Below are 19,517 nucleotides of genomic sequence, written 5' to 3' on the forward strand. Positions count from 1 at the left end.
CAAAGCCGCCGAACGTGCCTCCCCGCTCCCCCCAGCGAATAGTCTTGGACTTGACCATACGTCCCGTGGGCCAGTGAGGGAGGCGGCGTGATCGAGCTCGAAGGGCTCCCAGAGCTCGTCGACCCGGTGCTGATCGCCGCGTTCGAAGGGTGGAACGACGCCGGCGAGGCGTCGAGCGGCGTGCTCGCTCACCTCGAGGCGGAGTGGAAGGCGACACCGCTCGTCGAGCTGGATCCGGAGGACTACTACGACTTCCAGATGACCCGTCCCATCGTGGAGATGGGCGACGGTCTCACCCGGTCCATCACCTGGCCGACGACGCGGCTGCTGCTGGCCCGGCCGCCGGGTGCCGAGCGTGACGTGGTGCTGCTGCGCGGCATCGAGCCCAACATGCGCTGGCGGTCGTTCTGTGCGGAGATCGTCGGCCTGTGCCAGGACCTGGGAGTGGAGTTCGCCATCCTGCTCGGCGCGCTGCTCAACGACTCCCCGCACACCCGGCCGGTGCCCATCGTGGGCTCGGTGAGCGACCCGGGCATGGCCCGCTCGCTCAACCTCGAACCGACCAAATACGAAGGCCCCACGGGCATCGTGGGCGTGCTGCAGCACACGCTCGGCCATGCCGGGCTGCGTACGGTCTCCCTGTGGGCCTCGGTCCCCCACTACGTCGCCCAGCCGCCGAACCCGAAGGCCACGCTGGCGCTGCTGCGCCGCATCGAGGACGTCCTCGACATCCCCGTGCCGTACGGCGACCTGGCCGAGGAGGCTCGAGCCTGGGAGCACGGCGTCGATGAGCTCGCATCGCAGGACAGCGAGGTCGCCGACTACGTCAGGGAGCTGGAGGAGCGCAAGGACGCGGCCGAGCTCCCCGAGGCGAGCGGGGACGCCATCGCGGCCGAGTTCGAGCGTTACCTGCGCCGCCGCGACCGCGGCACCGACCGCTGAGCCGGCGTTTACGAAAGGTTGGCCTCCCGCCGAAGCGGGCATCGTCTTCTCTGTGATCGTTTTCTCTGTGATCGTCGTCGCCGCGGGGAGCGTGCATGGCCGTCCGGCAGATCCTGATGTTCGCCGATCCGGCGCTGCGTGCCCCGGCCGAACCCGTCACCGCCTTCGACCGGTCGCTGCGTGATCTCGTCAAGTCGCTCACCGCGACGCTGCGGGCCGGTCCCGGCCGGGCCGGGCTCGCCGCGCCGCAGATCGGGGTCCCGCTCCGGGTGATCGCCTACGCCGTCGAGGGCAGGTCGGGGCACGTGGTGAACCCGCGCCTGGAGCTTTCGGCGCGGACCGTGGTGGCCGACGAGGCGTGCCTTTCCGCGCCCGGCGTCTGGTGGCCCAGGGAGCGGTCGTTCTCCGCTGTCGCCCGTGGCAGGGACATGTACGGCAGGCCGGTGACGCTGCGGGCGATCGGCACCCTGGCCCGGGTCCTCCAGCACGAGGTCGATCACCTGGACGGTGTGCTCTTCATCGATGATCTGCCCGCCGAGGAGCAGCAGCGCTTCCACTCCGCAATTTCTGAGTGATTTATCCCGACATAGTTGCATTTCTCGTACGCCGCTTTCGCGTTTCCGAGCAATCCGGGCATTTCGCTAGACATTTCGGTCGACATGTGACCGGTTCGCGACCTGCAGGAATAGCCGGGGCGGGCGCGGGGGACTACCGATGCATCCTCCCGACGGACCTTTCCTGGGAGGGCGCATTTGCCAGCGATCACACGCCGGTCGTTCCTGTCGGCCGGAAGCGGAATCGCCTTGGCGGTCCTGAGCGGCGCGCGGGCCGAGGCCGGCGTGGCGGGGGCGGCGGCGGACGGGCCGTCGCGCCCCCGCATCCACACCAGGGACGAGTGGGACGCCGTCGCGCCGAAGAGCAAGGCCGTCGTGCTCGACACCCCGCCGGACCGGATCGTCATTCACCACACGGCCACGGCCAACACCACCGATCTGAGCCTCGATGCGGCCTACCGGCTCTCCCGCGCGATCCAGCGCTACCACATGCGGCACAACCGCTGGGCGGACATCGGCGAGCAGTTCACGGTCAGCAGGGGCGGCCACATCATGGAGGGCCGCAACCGGACGTTGCCCGCGATCGCCCGGGGCGGCAACGTGATGGGCGCGCAGGCCGCCGGCCACAACCGCCACACGCTCGGGATCGAGACCGAGGGCACCTACACCGCCGAACTGCCCCCGCCCGCCCAGCTCGCCTCGCTGACCACGCTGCTGGCCTGGCTCTGCTCGACCTACCGGCTCGACCCCGAGGTCGCCATCATCGGTCATCGCGATCTCAACAAGACCGCCTGCCCCGGTGACCGCCTCTACGCGTACCTGCCGGAACTGCGGGAGGGGGTGGCCCGCAAGCTGGGCCGCCGCCGCCCGCCGGAGGACGAGCCGCCGGACGGCGAGCCGCCCGATCCGGACGAACCCGACGACGCGCCGGACGACCGGTGAGCGGCTCGCCGTCATCGGTCAGAGGGCACTGATCCGAGGGCACCGGTCAGAGGGCGATGCCGAGGAGCGCGTCGGCGGTGTCACGGACCAGTCGGGGGGCGGTGGCGTCGTCCCCCTCTGCCGCCGCCCACGCGTCGATGAGCTCGAGCGCCCCGGACGCGTCCAGGTCGTCGGCCACCCGCTCACGCACCGCGGCCAGCAGGGCCGCGCCGTCCGGCCCGGCGGACCGGGCCACCGCCGTCCGCCACCGGGCCAGCCTGGCCTCGGCCTCGGCGAGCTGTGCCGGCGTCCACTCCCAGTCGGCTCGGTAGTGGCGGGCCAGCAGCGCGAGCCGGATGGCCATCGGGTCGGCCGTCTCCCGCAACCGGGACACGAACACGAGGTTGCCCCGGGACTTCGACATCTTCTCGCCGTCGAGGCCCACCATGCCGGCATGCACGTACGCCCGTGCGAACGGCCACTCGCCGGTGGCCACATGCCCCTCACAGGCGCCCATCTCATGGTGGGGGAAGATCAGGTCGGAGCCGCCGCCGGCGACGTCGAAGCCGCTGCCGAGGTTGCGCAGCGCGATGGCGGTGCACTCGACATGCCAGCCGGGGCGGCCGCGGCCGAACGGTGCGGGCCAGGAGGGCTCCCCGGGACGCTCACGCCGCCACAGCAGCCAGTCGAGGGGGTGGCGCTTGCCCTCGCGCCCGGGATCCCCGCCCCGCTCGGCGAACAGTTCCAGCATGGTCTCCTCCGGCAGACCCGAGACGGCGCCGAACTTGGGGGCCGCCGCGACCGGGAAGTAGACGTCCCCGTCGACCTCGTAGGCGGCGCCCCGCTCGGCGAGCCGGCCGATCAGGTCCGTGATCTGCTCGATGACCTCGGTGACGCCGACGTACTCGCGGGGCGGCAGGATGCGCAGCGCCTCCATGTCGGACCGGAACAGCTCGATCTCGCCCTCGGCGAGCTCCTGCCAGTCCCGGCCCGTCGCCTCGGCACGTTCCAGCAGGGGGTCGTCCACGTCGGTGGCGTTCTGCGTGTAGTGGACGTCGTGGCCGGCGTCCCGCCAGGCGCGGTTGACCAGATCGAAGGCGAGATAGGTGTTCGCGTGCCCGAGATGGGTCGCGTCGTACGGCGTGATGCCGCAGACGTACATCCGGGCCTCCCCGGCCGGTGCGGTCTCGCGGATCTCACGGGCGGCGGTGTCGTACAGCCGGAGCGGTAGACCTGAACCGGGCAACTTGGGGATATTCGGGACAGACCACGATCGCATGGTCTGAAGCCTATCCGCTTGGTGCGGTTCAGCCGGTCTCGACCTGATGCCAGGAGGACAGGTCATCCGGCAGCGGGCAGAAGTCGTAGCGCATGCCACGCTCGGCCAGGGCGACCAGGGTGACCGACAGGCTCGCGAAGACCCGCCCGTCGGGCAGTGTGTGCCGCACCAGCAGGGCGCGCGGATCGTCGCCGGGCAGCGCGGCCTGGGAGGTCAGGCGCAGCCACTCGCCCCAGAAGCGCGCCGGTGAGCAGTCCTCCCGCCACCGCGGCCGTGCCGCGGCGGCGAACCTGGGCAGGAACCACGAGGCCCGGGGGTTGCCGTCGCCGCGTTCCCAGCCGGAGTTGATCACCATGTGCAGGCCCGGAGGCAGCTTTTCCTCGGTGAGGCCGTCGCCGTCCCAGCTCCACAGGCGCACCCCGTCGAGCCCGCCGATCAGCAGGTGAAACGGGTCATAACGGTCCAGTTCCACCGGCGGGAGCTCGCCTGTCTCGGCGGCCAGCAGCGGGAGCTCGCCGCGGGACCGGCGGGCGGCGGCAGGCGCCGGGACGCCCCGGCCGTTGAGCAGCGCGGCGACCCGTGGCACGGCCGGGTGGGCGGCCAGCCAGGTGCCCCCGGCCTCCAGGTCCCGGCCGCCGATCAGCCCGGGGTGATCGGGCCAGTGCCGCGCGGGGGACATCCAGGGGCGGCTGACGATCTCGTCACGCACGCCGGCGAGGAGCACCGGCGCCGAGGCCTCCGGGTCGACGCTCACGATGACCGTACACACTGCGTGTTCCCTCCATAACGGTAGAGACTTCTGCAGAGTGCACAATCCCTACGATTTATGCAAGAGCCCTCGCAGCCTAGTGCCCCAGCCGGCGCAGCGAGATCCCGCCCCGGGCGATCGGTGCAAGGTTGATCGTCTGCCCCAAGGAACTAGACGGGGGGCCAGGGGATGGCCGGCCAGTCCTCCGAGGGGTGGGGGTGGACGCCGGTCTCGATGAGGCGCCTGACCCGGTCCCGGGTGGCCGCGACCTCGGCCGGGATGAGCAGTTCCCGCAGCCTGCGGCCGAGCCGGCCCTTGTCGATCTCACGCTCCAGCCGCACCAGCGCCGACACCGCCTCACGCGGCAGTGGCCGGCCCCGCCACTGCCACAGCACCGTGCGCAACTTGTCGGCCACGGCGAAGCAGACCCCGTGATCGACCCCGTACACGTGCCCGTCGGGCAGCGGCAGCAGATGGCCGCCCTTGCGGTCGGCGTTGTTGACCACGGCGTCGAACACCGCCATGCGGCGCAGCGCGGGATTGCGGCTGCGCATCAGGGCCACCAGGTCGGCCTCGGGATCGGTGTCGATCCACAGCTGCACCATGCCGGGCCCGAAGGGGCCGTCGCGGTAGACCGTCGGGGGCACGATCCGCCAGCCCGTCGCCGCGGCGACCTCGTAGGCGGCGACCTCCCGGGCGGCGAGGGTGCCGTCCGGGAAGTCCCACAGCGGTCGCTCCCCCCGCACCGGCTTGTACACGCAGGCCGCGGTGTGCTCGCCGTTCCTGATCGTGCAGTAGAGCGTCATGTTGGTGGCCTCGACCAGCCGTCCGGCCACCTCCATCACGCCGTCCCTCAGCAGCCGCCGCGCGGTGGCGTCGTCGAGCGCCGGTCCGTCCATCTCTGTGAAACCCATATTTTTGAAACTCGGCTCGCCTCCGGCGGTCATACGGTCCCCTGCCCGGTCAGTCCTCCCGGGTGGTGGCCGTTGAGCCGGACGCAGATGTGGCCTCCCGGATCGAGCGGTCTGCCGCACAGCGGGCAGGGCGGGCGGCCGGCCGCGACGATCTCCAGGGCGCGCCGGCTGAACGCGCGGGCGGCGGCGGCGCTGATGCGCACCCGCAGGACGGCGGGCTCGGGCCGGTCACCGAGAAGAAAGGCGACGTCCTCCTCCTCGTCCTCCGCGCCCTCCTCGTCGTCCTCGTCCTCGTCGGTCGCCTCCTGCGCCTCGATGATCACCTGGGAGGTCTCCGGATCCCAGGCGAGCGCCATCGTCCCCACCCGGAACTCCTCATCCACCGGCAGGTCGAGGGGGCCTTCGTCGGTCAGCTCCGCCGGCGCCACCGCCGGGACGGGCGCGCGGCCGCCGGTACGGCGCAGCACCTCGTCGAGCAACTCGTCCAGACGGTCGGCGAGCACGGCGACCTGGAACTTCTCGAGTGCGACCGTCGTGATCCTGCCCTGGCCCCGGGCCTGCAGGAAGAAGGCTCGCGCGCCCGGTTGCCCAACGGCACCGGCCACGAACCTGTCAGGCGGATCGTAGTCGAAGACCGGCATAGCCTGACCTTACGTGGTTCCGGGTCCACCGCCGACGGCGGCGTCGCTTCCGGTGAGGTTTTCTCCCCCGCCCGCATCCTCCGGAACCTCACTCCGGGGCATCAGATTGGCGACCTCTCCCCCGACGTCGTTGGCCCTGAGCAGGAACGGCCGCAGCCGGGTGTACCTGATCACGGTCACGGAGGCCGGGTCGACGGTGATCCGCTGGAACTGGTCCAGGTGCACCCCGAGCGCGTCCGCCACGATCGCCTTGATCACGTCGCCGTGGCTGCACACGAGGTAGGTCGCCTTCTCCCCCAGCCGCTCGTTCCATTCGCGTACCGCGCGCACGGCCCGGCTCTGCACGTCGGCCATCGCCTCGCCGCCGGGGAACACCGCGGCGCTCGGGTGTGCCTGCACGACCTGCCACAGCGGCTCCTTGGCGAGCTCCTCGAGCGGTCTGCCGGTCCACTCGCCGTACCCGCACTCCCCGAACCGCTCGTCGGTCTCCACCGACACGGCCCGGCCGTGCGCGACGGCCGCCGCCGTCTCCCGGCACCGCTCCAGCGGGCTGGAGACGATCGCGTCGAGTTCGAGGGGTTCGAGCCGCCGCGCCACGGCCCCGGCCTGCTCGCGGCCGCGCTCGTCGAGATGCACGCCCGGGGTCCGCCCGGCGAGCACGGGCCCGGTCAGCTCGGTGAGGCCGTGCCGCAGGAGAAGAAGGGTCGTCATGACGAGATCACCCCGAGGGTGAGCAGGGTGAGCAGGAACGCGCCGGCGAAGACTCGGTAGACCACGAACAGGATCGTCGAATGCTTCGCGACGTAACGCAACAGCCAGGCGATCGAGGCGTACCCGACGATGAACGAGACCGCGGTGGCGATCACCGTCGGCGTCACCGGCACACCGCCGCCGTCGCCCACGTGCCGCAGCTCGAACAGGCCGGACAGGACCACGGCGGGGACCGACAGCAGGAACGAGTAGCGGGCGGCCGCCTCGCGCGTGTAGCCGAGGAACATCGCGCCGGTCATCGTCGAGCCCGAGCGCGAGGCCCCGGGGATCAGCGGCGCCATCTGCCACAGGCCGACGATCAGGCCGTCCCGCATGGTTAGGTGAGCGACCTCCTTCTTCTTCCGGCCCCACTGGTCGGCCAGCAGCAGGAGCAAGCCGAACACGATCAGGAACGTCGCGTTCAGCCAGAGGTTGCGCGCCGGGCCCTCGATCGCGTCCTTGAAGAGCAGGCCGGCGACGCCGATCGGGATCGTGCCGAGGCCGATGTACCAGCCCATGCGCGCGTCGAGGTCGCCGCGCAGCTCCGGCGTCCACAGGCTGCGCAGCCAGGTCCAGAAGATCCTGACGATGTCGCGCCAGAAGAAGATGACGACCGCCAGCATCGTGCCGAGCTGGATCACCGCGGTGAACGCCGCGCCGGGGTCGGCCCAGCCGGCCAGTTTCGGCACGATCAGCAGGTGCGCGGAGCTCGAGATGGGCAGGAACTCCGTCAGCCCCTGCACGACGCCGAGCACGATGGCTTGCAGTACGTCCATGGTGCCGACAGCCTATCGGCTAGTCTTGCCAGGCAATGGACCAGCGATTAGTCGGGCGCAGCGGTCTTTCGGTGTCCAGGATCGGGCTCGGCACGATGACCTGGGCCCGGGACACCTCGGCCGAGGAGGCGACCGCTCAGCTCACCGCGTTCGCCGACGCCGGGGGCACGCTGATCGACACCGCCGACGTGTACGGCGAGGGCGACGCGGAGCGTCTGATCGGCACGCTCATCCGCGACGTGGTGCCCCGCTCCGAACTGGTGATCGCCACCAAGGCGGTGCTCACCCCGGAGGGCGGCCGCGACGCCTCACGCCGCCACCTCATCCGAGCCCTCGACGCCTCGCTGGCCCGGCTCGGGATCGACGAGGTGGACCTGTGGCAGCTCCACGCCTTCGACCACGCCATCCCCCTGGAGGAGACCCTCGCCGCCGTCGACTTCGCGGTCTCCACCGGACGTACGGCATATGCCGGGGTGTGCAACTACGCGGGGTGGCAGCTCGCCGCGGCGGCCGTGTGGCAGCGGTGCGGTGAGGCCCGGGCTCCGATCGTGTCGGCCCAGGCCGAATACTCCCTGCTCGCCCGCGACGCGGAGCTGGAACTGCTGCCGGCCGCCGCGCACGTGGGAGTCGGCGTCCTCGCCTGGTCACCGCTCGGGCGGGGCGTGCTGACCGGGAAGTACCGTACCGGCGTCCCCGCCGACTCCCGGGCGGCCACGCCGCATTTCGCCGACTTCGTCCGGCCCTATCTGGATGAGCGGTGCCGGCGGATCGTGGAGTCCGTGACGACCGCCGCCGACGGCCTCGGCGTGTCGCCGCTCACGGTGGCGCTCTCCTGGATCCGCGACCGGCCGGGCGTGTCGTCGGCGATCGTCGGCGCGCGGACCCACGCGCAGCTCCTCGGCGTGCTGCAGGCCGAGAAGCTGACTCTCCCCTGGGAGATCCGCGAGGCCCTCGACGACGTCTCCGACTCCTGACGGCGGAACGAGAAACCCATTCACGTATCACACATCGATACCGAACCGCAATGTTCTACTGCATAACCCCGGCAGTGTGGCGAAGAGTACAGAGGCGGCAAGAAACGCTTCGGAACCGGATATCGGGGGAGACCGGCGTTCGGGGCACTGACAAGGGGTTCGGGGGGCTGGGGCGAGACGTGAGGGTTTAGGGAGAGGGATTCAATGGGGATCGGACGCAAGGCCTCCGCGATCTCCGGGGGGGCGCTCGCGCTCGCCCTGGGCGGAGGACTGCCCGTTCTGAACGCGACACCGGCGTACGCGCTGGACTGCACCGGCGGCGGCCTCATATCGGGCGTCACCAACACCCTGTGCTCGGTGGTGGGTGGCGTGACCGGCACCGTGACCGGCACCGTGGACCAGGTGACCGACACGGTCGACCACGCGACCGGCGGCGCGACGGCTCCGCTCAGCCAGACCGTGAACGGCACCCTCGGCGCGGTGGACGGCGCGGCCGGCACGACGCTCGACAACGTCGGCCACACCGTGGACGGCACCGTCGACTCCCTGGGCGGCACCCTGGGCGGAACGGCGGGCGGCACCCTGGGCAAGACCGGACAGGCCGTCGGCGAGACGGTCGGCAGAACCACGCGGACGGTCGGCGAGACGGTCGGCAGAACCACGCGGGGGGTCGGCGAAACGGTGAGCGAGGTGGTCCCGAGCGTCGCCCCCACCGCCAGGCACCTCACCGAGGGGCTGACCGGCGCCGTACGGGACACCTGCCTGCCGCTGGTGAGCGGAACCCGATGCGCCGACTCCCGGGAGGGGACGGCGCAGCCTGGCGGGCACGTCGACGGGACGCCGCCGCGGGCGTCCCGGGAGGGGACCCTCCCGGTCGAACCGTACCGCCCGCGGTTCGTCCCCACGGGGCATCGGACCGCGGCCGAGGGCAAGCGGGTGAGCCCCGACACCGACGGCGTCATCCCGCTGCTGTGGCCGGGGCAGCGGATCCCGGGCATCATGCTCCGCGACCGCGGCGAGACGGTGCGCCCGGGCAGGTCGCACGACCCGGTCGGGACGGCTCTGACGGCGGCGCTGCTGCTGTCGGCGCTGCTCGCCACGCGCGTGGTCTCGGCCCGGCGGGCCCGCGCGGAGCAGCGGGAGTCGATCCCGTTCGAAGGCGGAATCCAGCTGCCGAGCCGGTCGGGACGGCACCGGCTCGCCTGAAGCCGCCGGCGCGGGCGGGACGCTCAGCCGCCCATGGCGTGCACACCGCCGTCGACGTGGACGATCTCACCGGTGGTCGCGGGGAACCAGTCCGACAGCAGCGCGACGCACGCCCTGGCGGCCGGGGCCGTGTCGCTCAGGTCCCAGCCGAGCGGCGCCCTGGCCGGCCAGCTCTCCTCGAACTCCTGGAACCCCGGGATGCTCTTGGCGGCCATCGTGCGCAGCGGGCCGGCCGCGACGAGGTTGACCCGGATGCCGTGCTTGCCCAGGTCCCTGGCGAGGTAGCGGGAGCAGGACTCCAGCCCCGCCTTGGCCACGCCCATCCAGTCGTAGACCGGCCAGGCCTTGGTCGCGTCGAAGTCCAGGCCCACGATCGCGCCGCCCTCCTTCATGAGCGGCAGGCACGCGACGGCCAGCGACTTGAACGAGAAGGTGGACACCTGCACCGCCGTGGCGACGTCCTCCCAGGCGGTGTTGAGGAAGTTGCCGCCCAGGCAGGTCTGCGGCGCGAAACCGATGGAGTGGACGACGCCGTCGAGGCCGTCGAGGTGCTCGCCGACCCGGTCGGCCAGCGTGTCGAGGTGCTCGCCGTTCTGGACGTCGAGCTCGACGACCGGGGGCGGCTCGGGCAGCCGCTTGGCGATGCGCTCGACCAGGCTCAGACGACCGAAGCCGGTCAGCACGACCTGGGCGCCCTCCTCCTGGGCCAGTTTCGCCACGTTGTAGGCGATGGAGGAGTCGGTGAGGACACCGGTGACCAGCAGTCGCTTGCCTTCGAGCAAACCCATGTACAGCTCCAGTCTCTCGTGGTGCCTCAGTGTCTCAGTGCCCCATGCCGACGCCGCCGTCGACGGGGATGACGGCGCCCGTGATGTAGGACGCGTCGTCGCTCGCCAGGAACCGTACGACCCGCGCGATCTCGTCCGGCGTCGCCTGCCGCCCGAGCGGGATGTTCTTGCGGATCCGCTCCTGCTGCGCCTCGTCCAGCACCGCGGTCATGTCGGTGTCCACGAACCCAGGCGCGACCACGTTCACCGTGATGTTGCGCGAGGCGAGCTCACGCGCCAGGGACCGGCCGAAGCCGATCAGGCCGGCCTTGGACGCGGCGTAGTTGGTCTGGCCGGCCGAGCCGGACAGCGCCACCACCGAGGAGATCAGGATGATGCGGCCGCGCTTGAGCCGGAGCATGGGACGCACGGCACGCTTCGCCACGCGGTAGGCCCCGGTCAGGTTGGTGTCGATGACGTCGGTGAACGTCTCCTCCTTCATCATCGGCAGCAGGGTGTCCCTGGTGACCCCCGCGTTGGCGATGACGACCTCGACCGGGCCGTGCTCGGCCTCGGCCTTCTCGAAGGCGGCGTCGACGTCGGCGGTGCTCGTCACGTCGCAGCGGACGCCGAACAGCCCCTCGGGCGGCTCTCCTGAGCGGTAGGTGACGGCGACCGCGTCTCCGGCGGCGGCGAGTTCGCGGGCGATCGCGAGGCCGATGCCGCGATTCCCACCAGTGACGAGAACAGAGCGAACCATGCAAGCGACCGTATCGGCTACCGAGGGGTAGGCCACTTGTCCGCAGGACACAAGATCACGGGGTTAGGATCGTGGACATGCGCCAGATCGATGCCGACTTCCTCGCCCTGCCGCTCAGGCGTCTGGCGGACGCCGCCCTGCAGCGTGCCCGCGATCTCGGAGCAGAGCACGCGTCGTTCCGCCTGGAGCGGGTGCGCGCCGAGAACCTGCGGCTGTTCGACGCCCGGCTCGAAGGCGCGATGGACGCCGACGACCTCGGCTTCGCCGTACGGGTGGTCAAGGACGGCACGTGGGGGTTCGCCTCGGGCATCGAGCTGACCCCCGAGGCCGCCGCGCGGGCGGCCGAGGAGGCCGTACGGGTGGCGGCGGTCAGCGCGCCCATCAACAGGGAGCCCGTCGAGCTCGCGCCCGAGCCGGTTCACGCCGACGTGACCTGGGTGTCGTCCTACGAGGTCGACCCGTTCGAGGTGCCGCTTCCGGAGAAGGCGGCGCTGCTCGGCGACTGGTCGGCGGGCATGCTCGGCGGGGTGGACCACGTCTCGGCCTCGCTGATGCAGGTCAAGGAGCAGAAGTTCTACGCCGACACGGCCGGCACGGTCACCACCCAGCAGCGGGTCAGGATCCACCCGGTGCTGACCGCGATGAAGGCCGACGGCCGGCGTTTCGACGACATGCGCACGCTCGCGCCGCCCGCGGGGCGGGGGTACGAGTACCTGACCGGGGTCGGCTGGGATTTCCCCGCCGAGATCGCCGAACTCCCCGAGCTGCTCGCGGAGAAGCTGAAGGCGCCCTCGGTCGAGGCGGGCGCGTACGACCTGGTGATCCATCCGTCCAACCTGTGGCTGACCATCCACGAGTCGATCGGGCACGCGACCGAGCTGGACCGGGCGCTCGGCTACGAGGCGGCCTACGCCGGCATGTCGTTCGCCACATTCGACAAGCTGGGCAACCTGCACTACGGGTCCCCGGTGATGAACGTCGTCGGCGACCGCACCGTCGAGCACGGCCTGGCCACGGTCGGGTGGGACGACGAGGGCGTGGCGGGCCAGTCGTTCGACATCGTCAGCGAGGGCACGCTCGTGGGTTACCAGCTCGACCGGCGGATGGCGCTGCTCAAGGGCCTGGGCCGGTCCAACGGCTGCGCGTTCGCCGACTCTCCCGGCCACGTGCCGATCCAGCGGATGGCCAACGTCTCGCTGCGGCCCGCCGAGGGCGGCCCCTCCACCGAGGAGCTGATCTCCCGGGTCGAGCGCGGTGTCTACATCGTCGGCGACAAGAGCTGGTCGATCGACATGCAGCGGTACAACTTCCAGTTCACCGGCCAGCGGTTTTACAAGATCGAGAACGGCCGTCTCGCCGGACAGCTCCGCGACGTGGCCTACCAGGCGACGACGACGGACTTCTGGCGGTCGATGGAGGCCGCCGGCGGGCCGGAGACCTACGTGCTGGGTGGCGCGTTCAACTGCGGCAAGGGACAGCCCGGCCAGATCGCGCCGGTGAGCCACGGCGCCCCCTCGGCCCTGTTCCGCGGCGTACGGATCCTCAACACCGTCCAGGAGGGTGGCAAGTGAGCGACGTGGTGGCGACCACACCGCAGGAGACGGTGGAGCGCGCGCTCGCGCTGAGCGGCGCCGACGACCGCATGGTGATCGCGGATGAGGGATCGACGGCCAACCTGCGCTTCGCCGGCAACACGCTGACGACCAACGGCGTCGCCCGCTCGTCGCGGCTCACCGTGATCTCGATCGTCGGGCAGGGCGTGGGCGTGGTGTCCCGCTCCGCCGTACGACCCGACCAGCTCGCCGACGTGGTGGCGGCGGCGGACCGGGCCGCCCGCGAGGCGCAGCCGTCCGAGGACGCGCGGCCGCTCGTCCCGGGTACGGCGTCCGCCGACTGGGACCGGGCGGTCGAGCCGACGAACATCGAGGTGTTCCGCGACTTCGCGCCCGCGCTCGGCGAGGCGTTCGCCGCGGCCGAGGCGTCCGGCCGGAGGCTGTACGGCTTCGCCGAGCACACGCTGACGTCGACGTTCATGGGATCGTCGTCCGGCCTGCGGCTGCGGCACGACCAGCCCACAGGCCGCCTGGAGCTGAACGCGAAGTCGCGCGACATGGCCCGGTCCGCCTGGACCGGTGTCGCCACCAGGGACTTCCGCGACGTGGACGTGGCCGCGCTCGACACCACGCTGGCCCAGCGGCTGGAGTGGGCCAAGCGCCGGGTCAGCCTGGACGCGGGGCGTTACGAGACCATCCTGCCGCCGACCGCGGTCTCCGACCTGATGATCTACCTGTACTGGTCGGCCGGGGCCCGTGACGCGGCCGACGGGCGGACGGTGTTCTCCAGGCCGGGTGGCGGCACGCGAGTCGGCGACCGGCTGTCGGACCTGCCGCTGCGGCTCTACAGCGACCCGGCGCATCCCGGCATCGAGTGCGCGCCGTTCGTGGTCGCGCACACCTCCAGCCGTGAGGAGTCGGTGTTCGACAACGGCCTGACGCTCGGCTCGACGGACTGGATCTCCGGCGGCACGCTGTCGGGTCTCGTGCAGACCCGGCACTCGGCCGAGCTGACCGAGCTGGCCGCCACCCCGCGCGTGGACAACCTCATCATGACGGGGCCGGAGGGCGGCCGCTCGCTGGACGAGATGATCGCCGACACCCGGCGCGGTCTGCTGCTCACCTGCCTGTGGTACATCCGCGAGGTCGATCCGCAGACGCTGCTGCTGACCGGCCTGACCCGGGACGGCGTCTATCTCGTCGAGGAGGGCGAGGTCGTCGGTGAGGTCAACAACTTCCGGTTCAACGAGTCGCCGGTCGACCTGCTCGGCCGACTGACCGAGGTGGGCGCGAGCGGGCAGACACTGCCGCGGGAGTGGAGCGACTACTTCACCCGTGCCGTCATGCCCCCGGTGCGCGTGCCCGACTTCAACATGTCGACGGTGAGCCAGGCCAACTGACCCACCATCGCCCCCACCCCCGCGATCTTGCGAATATTCGCATACACGGCCCTTGACCAGGCATTTAACGTCCCGTGATCTCGCACTCTTGACTGCAAGATCACGGGCCGGGGTCTGGAGGCCTGAATCGCGGGTTCTCCTCCGAGTGGGCCGGGTCAGCCCGCGTCTTCGAGGCGGAAGCCCAGTTTCATGCCGACCTGGAAGTGGGCCACCTCACCGTCCACGATGTGCCCGCGGACCTCCGTCACCTCGAACCAGTCCAGATGCCGCAGGGTCTCGGCGGCCCGCCGGATTCCGTTGCGGATGGCCTGATCGACGCTCTCCCCCGAGGTCCCGACTATCTCGGTCACCCGATAGGTACGATCCGACATCTTCGTCCTCCTACGTCGTGTTTCCTGGCCGCCGTACGGGTGCCGCCACCTCCGGTGATCGTATCGCCGTGCGCCCGTCGTCCCCGGCAGGTGGGCGGGTTACCGTGGAGGACGTGAATTCCTGGCGTGGATCGCGACGGAATCAGGGCGTCGTTCATCAGGTTACGGACGCCCAACCGTCGCTCACCGATGACATCAGGCGCCGCGAGCGCAGTTATTTGATCAAGATGGGCATCCGGCTGGTCTGCCTCATCCTCGCAGTGGCCGTACCGGCCCCCTGGCCCGTCAAGCTCCTGCTCGTCGCCGGCGCTGTTCTTTTGCCATACCTTGCCGTGATCGGGGCCAATCAGCGAGGCAAGGACGTCCCACCTGCACTGGACATGACCTCACCTAACCAAAACGAGATACCACGCCATCGACGCGAGATCGGGTCGTGACAAACTCTTGACGCAACCCAAGGGTTAGAGGTGTACAGTTTATCCAAGCGCTCCGGTCCCCCGTCGGGGCGCTGGTACCGGCGTTCCGGGCCCCCGTCGGAACGCCGATGATGCGACGCCGGGTGGTTTGCCCCCGTAACCACCCGGCGTCGCCCTTTTTATCTGTCTATCCCCACAGGGGGCCGTTCTTCGGGTTTTCTGGCACTAATTTTCGAAAAGTTTTTGTAATGTCAAGAATCTTCGAGCGTTTCTGCCGTGGCCTTCTCCCAGTCGCGCGCCATCCGTGACAGCCGCTCCAACGCGTCCGCCGGGGCCGTACCGGCGCCCTGGGCCAGCCCGAGCAGGTAGGCCGTCAGCGGAGCCGCCGGCCGGGCGACGCCGTGGGCGACGTCCTTGGTCAGGTCGAGCACCGCGGCCCGGTCCACCCGGTCCGGGTCGACGCCCAACTCCCGGCACGCCAGTGCGGTCCACTCCTCCAGCACGTTCACGCCTGATCCTCGCTTCCTTCTCGTCTCTCTCGCTCCCGGGCCGTCCCGAGATCGTCCGCCGTCCTGAGATCGTCCGCCGTCCTGAGATCATCCATCGTGTCGCAATCGAACCACGGCGCACGGCCGCCGCGCCCGGCGGGCAGCCGGACCGGCACCGGCTCCAACGGGCCGAGCAGGCCGCGCAGTGAGCCGCCCGCGTATCCGCGCAGCGCGTCGCTCAGTGCCTCGGTGCGCCATGCCCCGGTCAGCCACTGCTCCGCGCCGTCGTCGTCGACCAGTACGGCTCCGGCCGTCCCGGCCGTCTCGGCAGCCCGAAGCAGCGCCGTCACGTGGGCAGAGGCGAGGAACGGCAGGTCGGCGGCGAGCAGGACCACCCACTCGGCCGTGACCTCGGCGAGGCCGGCACGCAACGCCGGAACCGGGCCGGAGCCGGGCGGGTCCTCCCGGGTGAAGACCGCCCGGGCCGGAGACGGCCTGGCAGGGCCGACCACCACCAGCGTGCGGGCGTCGGCGGCCGCCGCGGCCACCCGTTCGATGAGAGGCACGCCGCCGACGACGGCGCCCGGCTTGTCCAGGCCGCCCAGCCGGCTGGCCCGTCCCCCGGCCAGGATCACCGCGTCGTAGCCGATGGGCCGGATATCGTCGTGGTTCATGCCCGGACCGGCGGTCAGCCGCCGATGGCCGACATGGGACGGGCCGGCTGGAGGAAGCCCGGGTCGTCGATGCCGTGCCCGGCCTTCTTGCGGGCGACCGCCGCGATCCAGCGTGCGGCCAGGTCGTCGTCGGACGCCCCCGAGCGCATCGCCGTACGGAGATCGGACTCCTCCCGGGCGAACAGGCAGTTTCGGATCTGACCGTCGGCGGTGAGGCGGACGCGGTCGCAGGTGCCGCAGAACGGGCGGGTGACCGATCCGATCACGCCGACCCGGGCGGGACCGCCGTCCACGAGGAACAACTCGGCCGGGGCGCTGCCCCGGGCCGCCGGGTCGTCCTCGGTGAGGTCGAAGGAGTCCTTGAGCAGGCCGATGATCTCATCGGCGGTCACCATGTTCTCGCGCCGCCAGCCGTGCTGGGCGTCGAGCGGCATCTGCTCGATGAAGCGCAGTTCGTATCCCCGGTCCAGGCAGTAGCGCAGCAGCGGGACCGCCTCGGATTCGTTGATCCCCCGCATCAGCACCGCGTTCACCTTGACCGGGGTGAGCCCGGCCTCGTCGGCCGCCGCCAGCCCGGCGAGCACATCCTGGAGCCGGTCGCGGTGCGCGAGCCGTACGAAGACCTCGCGGTCGAGCGTGTCCAGCGAGACGTTGACGCGGTCGAGGCCCGCCCCGGCGAGGACCCCGGCCAGCCGGGCGAGGCCGATGCCGTTGGTGGTCAGCGAGATCTGGGGACGCGGTCGCAGCTCGGCGGTCGCGGCGACGATTTCGGGCAGCTCCCGACGCAGCAGCGGCTCACCGCCGGTGAAACGCACCTCGGTGATGCCGAGCCGCTCGACGCCGAGACGTACCAGGCGGATGATCTCCTCGGCGGTCAGCAGGTCCGGCTTGGGCAGCCAGTCAAGACCCTCGGGGGGCATGCAGTACGTGCAGCGCAGGTTGCACCGGTCGGTCAGCGAGACCCGCAGATCGGTCGCGACCCGGCCGAAGGAGTCGACCAGCAAGATGACCTCCCTTGTGCGAGAACCTTCAGCCTACGGCCTGCCGCCGTCGATGCGGCATTCACATATCCCGCCAACCACGCCGGCGCCATCGAGATTCCCCATGATCGTCACCGGTGAGGCCGGTCGGGCGCTCGAGACGACCGGAAGGAATAATCAGTGGGAAACCACGGGGAATGTCGGCAAAGTGGATCTCGATCAGAAAGGGATCATCATGCCGAACGAGGTAGCGCACAACCTCCTGTCGTGGGCGAGTGAGATCGACGCGGGCACGATCGAGCAGGCCGCCAGAACCGCCCGCCTGCCGTTCGTGTCGGGGCACGTCGCGCTCATGCCGGACGCGCACATCGGCATCGGCGCGACCGTCGGATCGGTCATCCCCACCGAGGGCGCCATCATCCCGGCCGCCGTCGGCGTCGACATCGGCTGCGGCATGATCGCGACCGAGACGACGCTCACCGCCGCCGACCTGCCCGACACGCTCGACGCGCTGATGCCACTGGTGGAGCGGCGCATCCCGGCGGGCGTCGGCAAGGGGCACGCCGATCGCGCCGTTGACCGCGCGCTCGGCGAGCTCGGCCTGCCGTACACCGATCTGACTCCGAAGCAGGAGACGAAGGTGGCGACCCAGTTCGGCACGCTCGGGTCCGGCAACCACTTCGTCGAGGTCTGCCTCGACGAGCAGGACCGGGTCTGGACCGTGCTGCACTCCGGCTCGCGCGGCATCGGCAACCAGCTCGCCACCAGGCATATCGTCGGGGCCAAGAAGCTGATGAAGCGGGGTCTCATCGGGCTGGAGGACCCCGACCTGGCCTACTTCTCGCAGGGGACGCCGGAGTTCGACGCCTACATCGAGGACATGCTGTGGTCCCAGCGGTACGCCATGGCTTCCAGGGCGCGGATGGACAGGGTGCTGGTCGAGACTCTGTTCCGAGTCGTCGGCAAGGGCGCCCGGGTACGGACCATCAATTGCCACCACAATTTCACGCAGATGGAGACGCACCACAGCAAGGAGCTGTGGATCACCCGGAAGGGGGCCATCAAGGCCGACCAGGGTGATGAGGGCGTCATTCCCGGGTCGATGGGGACGAGGTCGTACATCGTGCGCGGGCTCGGCAACCCGGCCTCCTACAACTCCTGCTCCCACGGCGCCGGCCGCAGGATGTCGCGGGGGCAGGCCAGGCGGGAGCTGTCGGCCAGGTCGCTGACCGAGGCGATGCGCGGGCGGACCTGGAATGCCGACCGGGCCGCCGCCCTCGTCGACGAGCACCCGGAGGCGTACAAGCCGATCGACCAGGTCATGGCCGACCAGAAGGACCTGGTCGAGATCCAGCACACGCTCCGGCAGGTGTTCAACTACAAGGGTTGATCAGGCCAGAGGCCCGTGAGTTGCAGGGCCTGCGCGGGTGAGGTGGCGTGTCGTACGCCGGGGACGGGCTGACCGTGCTGGTCGAGGAGCCGCCAGCCGCCGAGCTGGACGACTGGGGTGCGACCGCGGCGCATGGCGAGGGCGAGCTCGGACAGCGTGCCCCAGGATCCGCCGATGACGATCACGGCGTCGCCGGAGTTGACGATGATGTTGTTGCGGGCCTCGCCGGCCCCGGTCGGGATCACGATGCTCAGATCGGGGCCTGCGTGCTCCCGGTCGGGCCGGGACAGGATGCCGACGACAGTGCCGCCGGCTGAGCGGGCCCCGGCCGCGACGGCGGCCATCACGCCGGTGTACCCGCCGCAGATCACCACCGCGCCGCGCTCGGCCAGCAACCGGCCGACCTCACGCGCGTTGTGCCCGTCCTCACTCGTGCAGTCACGCGGCCCGCACACCGACACCTGGATCGCCACCCTGCGATCATGCCACCGGACCTGGGTCAGCGCCCAGGAATCTCCAGAGCGGTCGCCGGGTGGACGTCCTCATCGCCCTGCCGCCGATCTCAGGGCGGCTTCGACGCGTTGTCCGCTCTGGGGGCGGAGGGCGGCAAGTGCACCGGCCAGCTTGCGCAGGTCGTGGACGGCATAGTGGTTGACCGCCACGGCGTCCGGCACCACGGTGATCGCGAGCCGCTCAGCGGCTTCCGCGTCACCCGCCAGGGCCTGCGCCCGGGCCAGGCAAGTGCCGAACCAGGCGCGGTCACGCCGGTACGCCTCAGGGAGGGAAGCCAGACCACGATCGAGGAACCGCACCGCCCGGGAGCCGTCACCGATCGCCAATTCGGCCATCCCACGCTGCATGTCGAACCAGCCGTCGCCATAGAAGTACATCCACGGCGGCTCGTCCTCGGGGTGCTCGGCCGCTGCCCGGATCAGCTCCTCCGCCTCTTCGAGTAGCCGGCGGGCTAGACGATTGATTCCAAGGGATCGCCTGCGGAAATAGGGCGAGGGTGC

At 70.8% G+C, this 19,517-nt stretch carries 22 protein-coding genes and 1 pseudogene; 9 read left to right on the forward strand and 14 right to left on the reverse strand.

Annotated elements, in window-relative coordinates; all coding sequences use genetic code 11:
• Positions 1-87 precede the first annotated feature (87 nt).
• The 3 genes from Mth01_RS19405 to Mth01_RS19415 all read left to right on the forward strand — a co-directional run bounded on the left by Mth01_RS19405 (position 88) and on the right by Mth01_RS19415 (position 2,438).
• The gene (locus Mth01_RS19405; RefSeq protein ID WP_204017307.1) at positions 88-942 is read left to right on the forward strand and encodes a PAC2 family protein; all 855 of its coding nucleotides are present in this window, start codon (positions 88-90) and stop codon (positions 940-942) included.
• Positions 943-1,037: 95 nt separating this feature from the next.
• Positions 1,038-1,517 carry a peptide deformylase gene (locus tag Mth01_RS19410; protein ID WP_204017308.1) on the forward strand — a complete coding sequence of 160 codons (480 nt, stop codon included), beginning with the start codon at positions 1,038-1,040 and terminating at the stop codon, positions 1,515-1,517.
• A 177-nt stretch (positions 1,518-1,694) separates the two neighbouring features.
• Positions 1,695-2,438, forward strand: a complete 744-nt coding sequence (locus Mth01_RS19415; RefSeq protein WP_204017309.1) for a peptidoglycan recognition protein family protein — start codon at positions 1,695-1,697, stop codon at positions 2,436-2,438.
• 46 nt (positions 2,439-2,484) lie between these two features.
• Here Mth01_RS19415 and mshC read toward each other — a convergent pair whose 3' ends face one another.
• The 6 genes from mshC to Mth01_RS19445 form a co-directional block, all read right to left on the reverse strand.
• A complete protein-coding gene (mshC, locus tag Mth01_RS19420; RefSeq protein ID WP_204017310.1) occupies positions 2,485-3,696 on the reverse strand; it encodes a cysteine--1-D-myo-inosityl 2-amino-2-deoxy-alpha-D-glucopyranoside ligase in 1,212 nt (403 codons plus the stop codon).
• 28 nt (positions 3,697-3,724) lie between these two features.
• Positions 3,725-4,450 (reverse strand): NRDE family protein, encoded by a 726-nt coding sequence (locus Mth01_RS19425; RefSeq protein WP_308440813.1) that lies wholly within the window; start codon positions 4,448-4,450, stop codon positions 3,725-3,727.
• Between the two features lie 164 nt (positions 4,451-4,614).
• Positions 4,615-5,391 carry an SCO1664 family protein gene (locus tag Mth01_RS19430; protein ID WP_204017312.1) on the reverse strand — a complete coding sequence of 259 codons (777 nt, stop codon included), beginning with the start codon at positions 5,389-5,391 and terminating at the stop codon, positions 4,615-4,617.
• Positions 5,388-5,999 (reverse strand): DUF3090 domain-containing protein, encoded by a 612-nt coding sequence (locus tag Mth01_RS19435; protein WP_204017313.1) that lies wholly within the window; start codon positions 5,997-5,999, stop codon positions 5,388-5,390. Before Mth01_RS19435 ends, Mth01_RS19430 begins: the two co-directional genes overlap by 4 nt.
• Before the next feature lie 9 nt (positions 6,000-6,008).
• Positions 6,009-6,710, reverse strand: coding sequence for a histidine phosphatase family protein (locus Mth01_RS19440; protein WP_204017314.1), 702 nt, complete (start codon positions 6,708-6,710; stop codon positions 6,009-6,011).
• Positions 6,707-7,525 carry an undecaprenyl-diphosphate phosphatase gene (locus Mth01_RS19445; RefSeq protein WP_204017315.1) on the reverse strand — a complete coding sequence of 273 codons (819 nt, stop codon included), beginning with the start codon at positions 7,523-7,525 and terminating at the stop codon, positions 6,707-6,709. Before Mth01_RS19445 ends, Mth01_RS19440 begins: the two co-directional genes overlap by 4 nt.
• Before the next feature lie 35 nt (positions 7,526-7,560).
• Between Mth01_RS19445 and Mth01_RS19450 the strand changes: the two genes are divergently transcribed.
• Entirely contained in the window at positions 7,561-8,499 is a 939-nt protein-coding gene (locus Mth01_RS19450; protein WP_204017316.1) for an aldo/keto reductase, read from the forward strand.
• 204 nt (positions 8,500-8,703) lie between these two features.
• Positions 8,704-9,705, forward strand: a complete 1,002-nt coding sequence (locus Mth01_RS19455; protein WP_204017317.1) for a hypothetical protein — start codon at positions 8,704-8,706, stop codon at positions 9,703-9,705.
• A 23-nt stretch (positions 9,706-9,728) separates the two neighbouring features.
• On the opposite strand, the gene fabI is transcribed toward Mth01_RS19455, so the two are convergent.
• Positions 9,729-10,493, reverse strand: coding sequence for an enoyl-ACP reductase FabI (fabI, locus tag Mth01_RS19460; RefSeq protein ID WP_204017318.1), 765 nt, complete (start codon positions 10,491-10,493; stop codon positions 9,729-9,731).
• Between the two features lie 34 nt (positions 10,494-10,527).
• Positions 10,528-11,232, reverse strand: a complete 705-nt coding sequence (locus tag Mth01_RS19465) for a beta-ketoacyl-ACP reductase (RefSeq protein WP_204017319.1) — start codon at positions 11,230-11,232, stop codon at positions 10,528-10,530.
• Positions 11,233-11,309: 77 nt separating this feature from the next.
• Between Mth01_RS19465 and Mth01_RS19470 the strand changes: the two genes are divergently transcribed.
• Positions 11,310-12,803 carry a TldD/PmbA family protein gene (locus tag Mth01_RS19470; RefSeq protein WP_204017320.1) on the forward strand — a complete coding sequence of 498 codons (1,494 nt, stop codon included), beginning with the start codon at positions 11,310-11,312 and terminating at the stop codon, positions 12,801-12,803.
• 71 nt (positions 12,804-12,874) lie between these two features.
• On the forward strand, positions 12,875-14,185 hold the full coding sequence (locus Mth01_RS19475; RefSeq protein WP_239089822.1) for a metallopeptidase TldD-related protein: 1,311 nt from the start codon (positions 12,875-12,877) through the stop codon (positions 14,183-14,185).
• A gap of 155 nt (positions 14,186-14,340) precedes the next feature.
• Here the strand turns inward: Mth01_RS19475 and Mth01_RS19480 are convergent, their stop codons facing one another.
• A complete protein-coding gene (locus Mth01_RS19480) occupies positions 14,341-14,556 on the reverse strand; it encodes a dodecin (protein WP_204017322.1) in 216 nt (71 codons plus the stop codon).
• Between the two features lie 104 nt (positions 14,557-14,660).
• On the opposite strand from Mth01_RS19480, the gene Mth01_RS19485 reads away from it, so the two are divergent.
• A complete protein-coding gene (locus Mth01_RS19485; RefSeq protein WP_239089819.1) occupies positions 14,661-14,993 on the forward strand; it encodes a DUF3099 domain-containing protein in 333 nt (110 codons plus the stop codon).
• A 230-nt stretch (positions 14,994-15,223) separates the two neighbouring features.
• Here Mth01_RS19485 and Mth01_RS29820 read toward each other — a convergent pair whose 3' ends face one another.
• The 3 genes from Mth01_RS29820 to moaA are packed head-to-tail and all read right to left on the reverse strand — an operon-like array spanning position 15,224 to position 17,138.
• Positions 15,224-15,481, reverse strand: a complete 258-nt coding sequence (locus tag Mth01_RS29820; protein WP_239089820.1) for a DUF6457 domain-containing protein — start codon at positions 15,479-15,481, stop codon at positions 15,224-15,226.
• The gene (gene mobA, locus Mth01_RS19490; RefSeq protein ID WP_239089821.1) at positions 15,478-16,134 is read right to left on the reverse strand and encodes a molybdenum cofactor guanylyltransferase; all 657 of its coding nucleotides are present in this window, start codon (positions 16,132-16,134) and stop codon (positions 15,478-15,480) included. The genes Mth01_RS29820 and mobA overlap by 4 nt, the downstream gene beginning before the upstream one ends.
• A gap of 14 nt (positions 16,135-16,148) precedes the next feature.
• On the reverse strand, positions 16,149-17,138 hold the full coding sequence (gene moaA / locus Mth01_RS19495) for a GTP 3',8-cyclase MoaA (protein WP_204017323.1): 990 nt from the start codon (positions 17,136-17,138) through the stop codon (positions 16,149-16,151).
• 211 nt (positions 17,139-17,349) lie between these two features.
• Between moaA and Mth01_RS19500 the strand changes: the two genes are divergently transcribed.
• The gene (locus tag Mth01_RS19500; RefSeq protein ID WP_204017324.1) at positions 17,350-18,504 is read left to right on the forward strand and encodes an RtcB family protein; all 1,155 of its coding nucleotides are present in this window, start codon (positions 17,350-17,352) and stop codon (positions 18,502-18,504) included.
• Here the strand turns inward: Mth01_RS19500 and Mth01_RS19505 are convergent.
• Both Mth01_RS19505 and Mth01_RS19510 read right to left on the reverse strand, forming a co-directional pair.
• On the reverse strand, positions 18,492-18,977 hold the full coding sequence (locus tag Mth01_RS19505) for a TIGR00725 family protein (protein WP_204017325.1): 486 nt from the start codon (positions 18,975-18,977) through the stop codon (positions 18,492-18,494). The two genes, Mth01_RS19500 and Mth01_RS19505, sit on opposite strands and share 13 nt — an antisense overlap.
• Positions 18,978-19,046: 69 nt before the next feature.
• Positions 19,047-19,517 (reverse strand): annotated as a pseudogene (locus tag Mth01_RS19510) (XRE family transcriptional regulator); the annotation flags it as partial.

The sequence above is a fragment of the Sphaerimonospora thailandensis genome (assembly GCF_016863115.1).
GTDB classification, from domain to species: domain Bacteria; phylum Actinomycetota; class Actinomycetes; order Streptosporangiales; family Streptosporangiaceae; genus Sphaerimonospora; species Sphaerimonospora cavernae.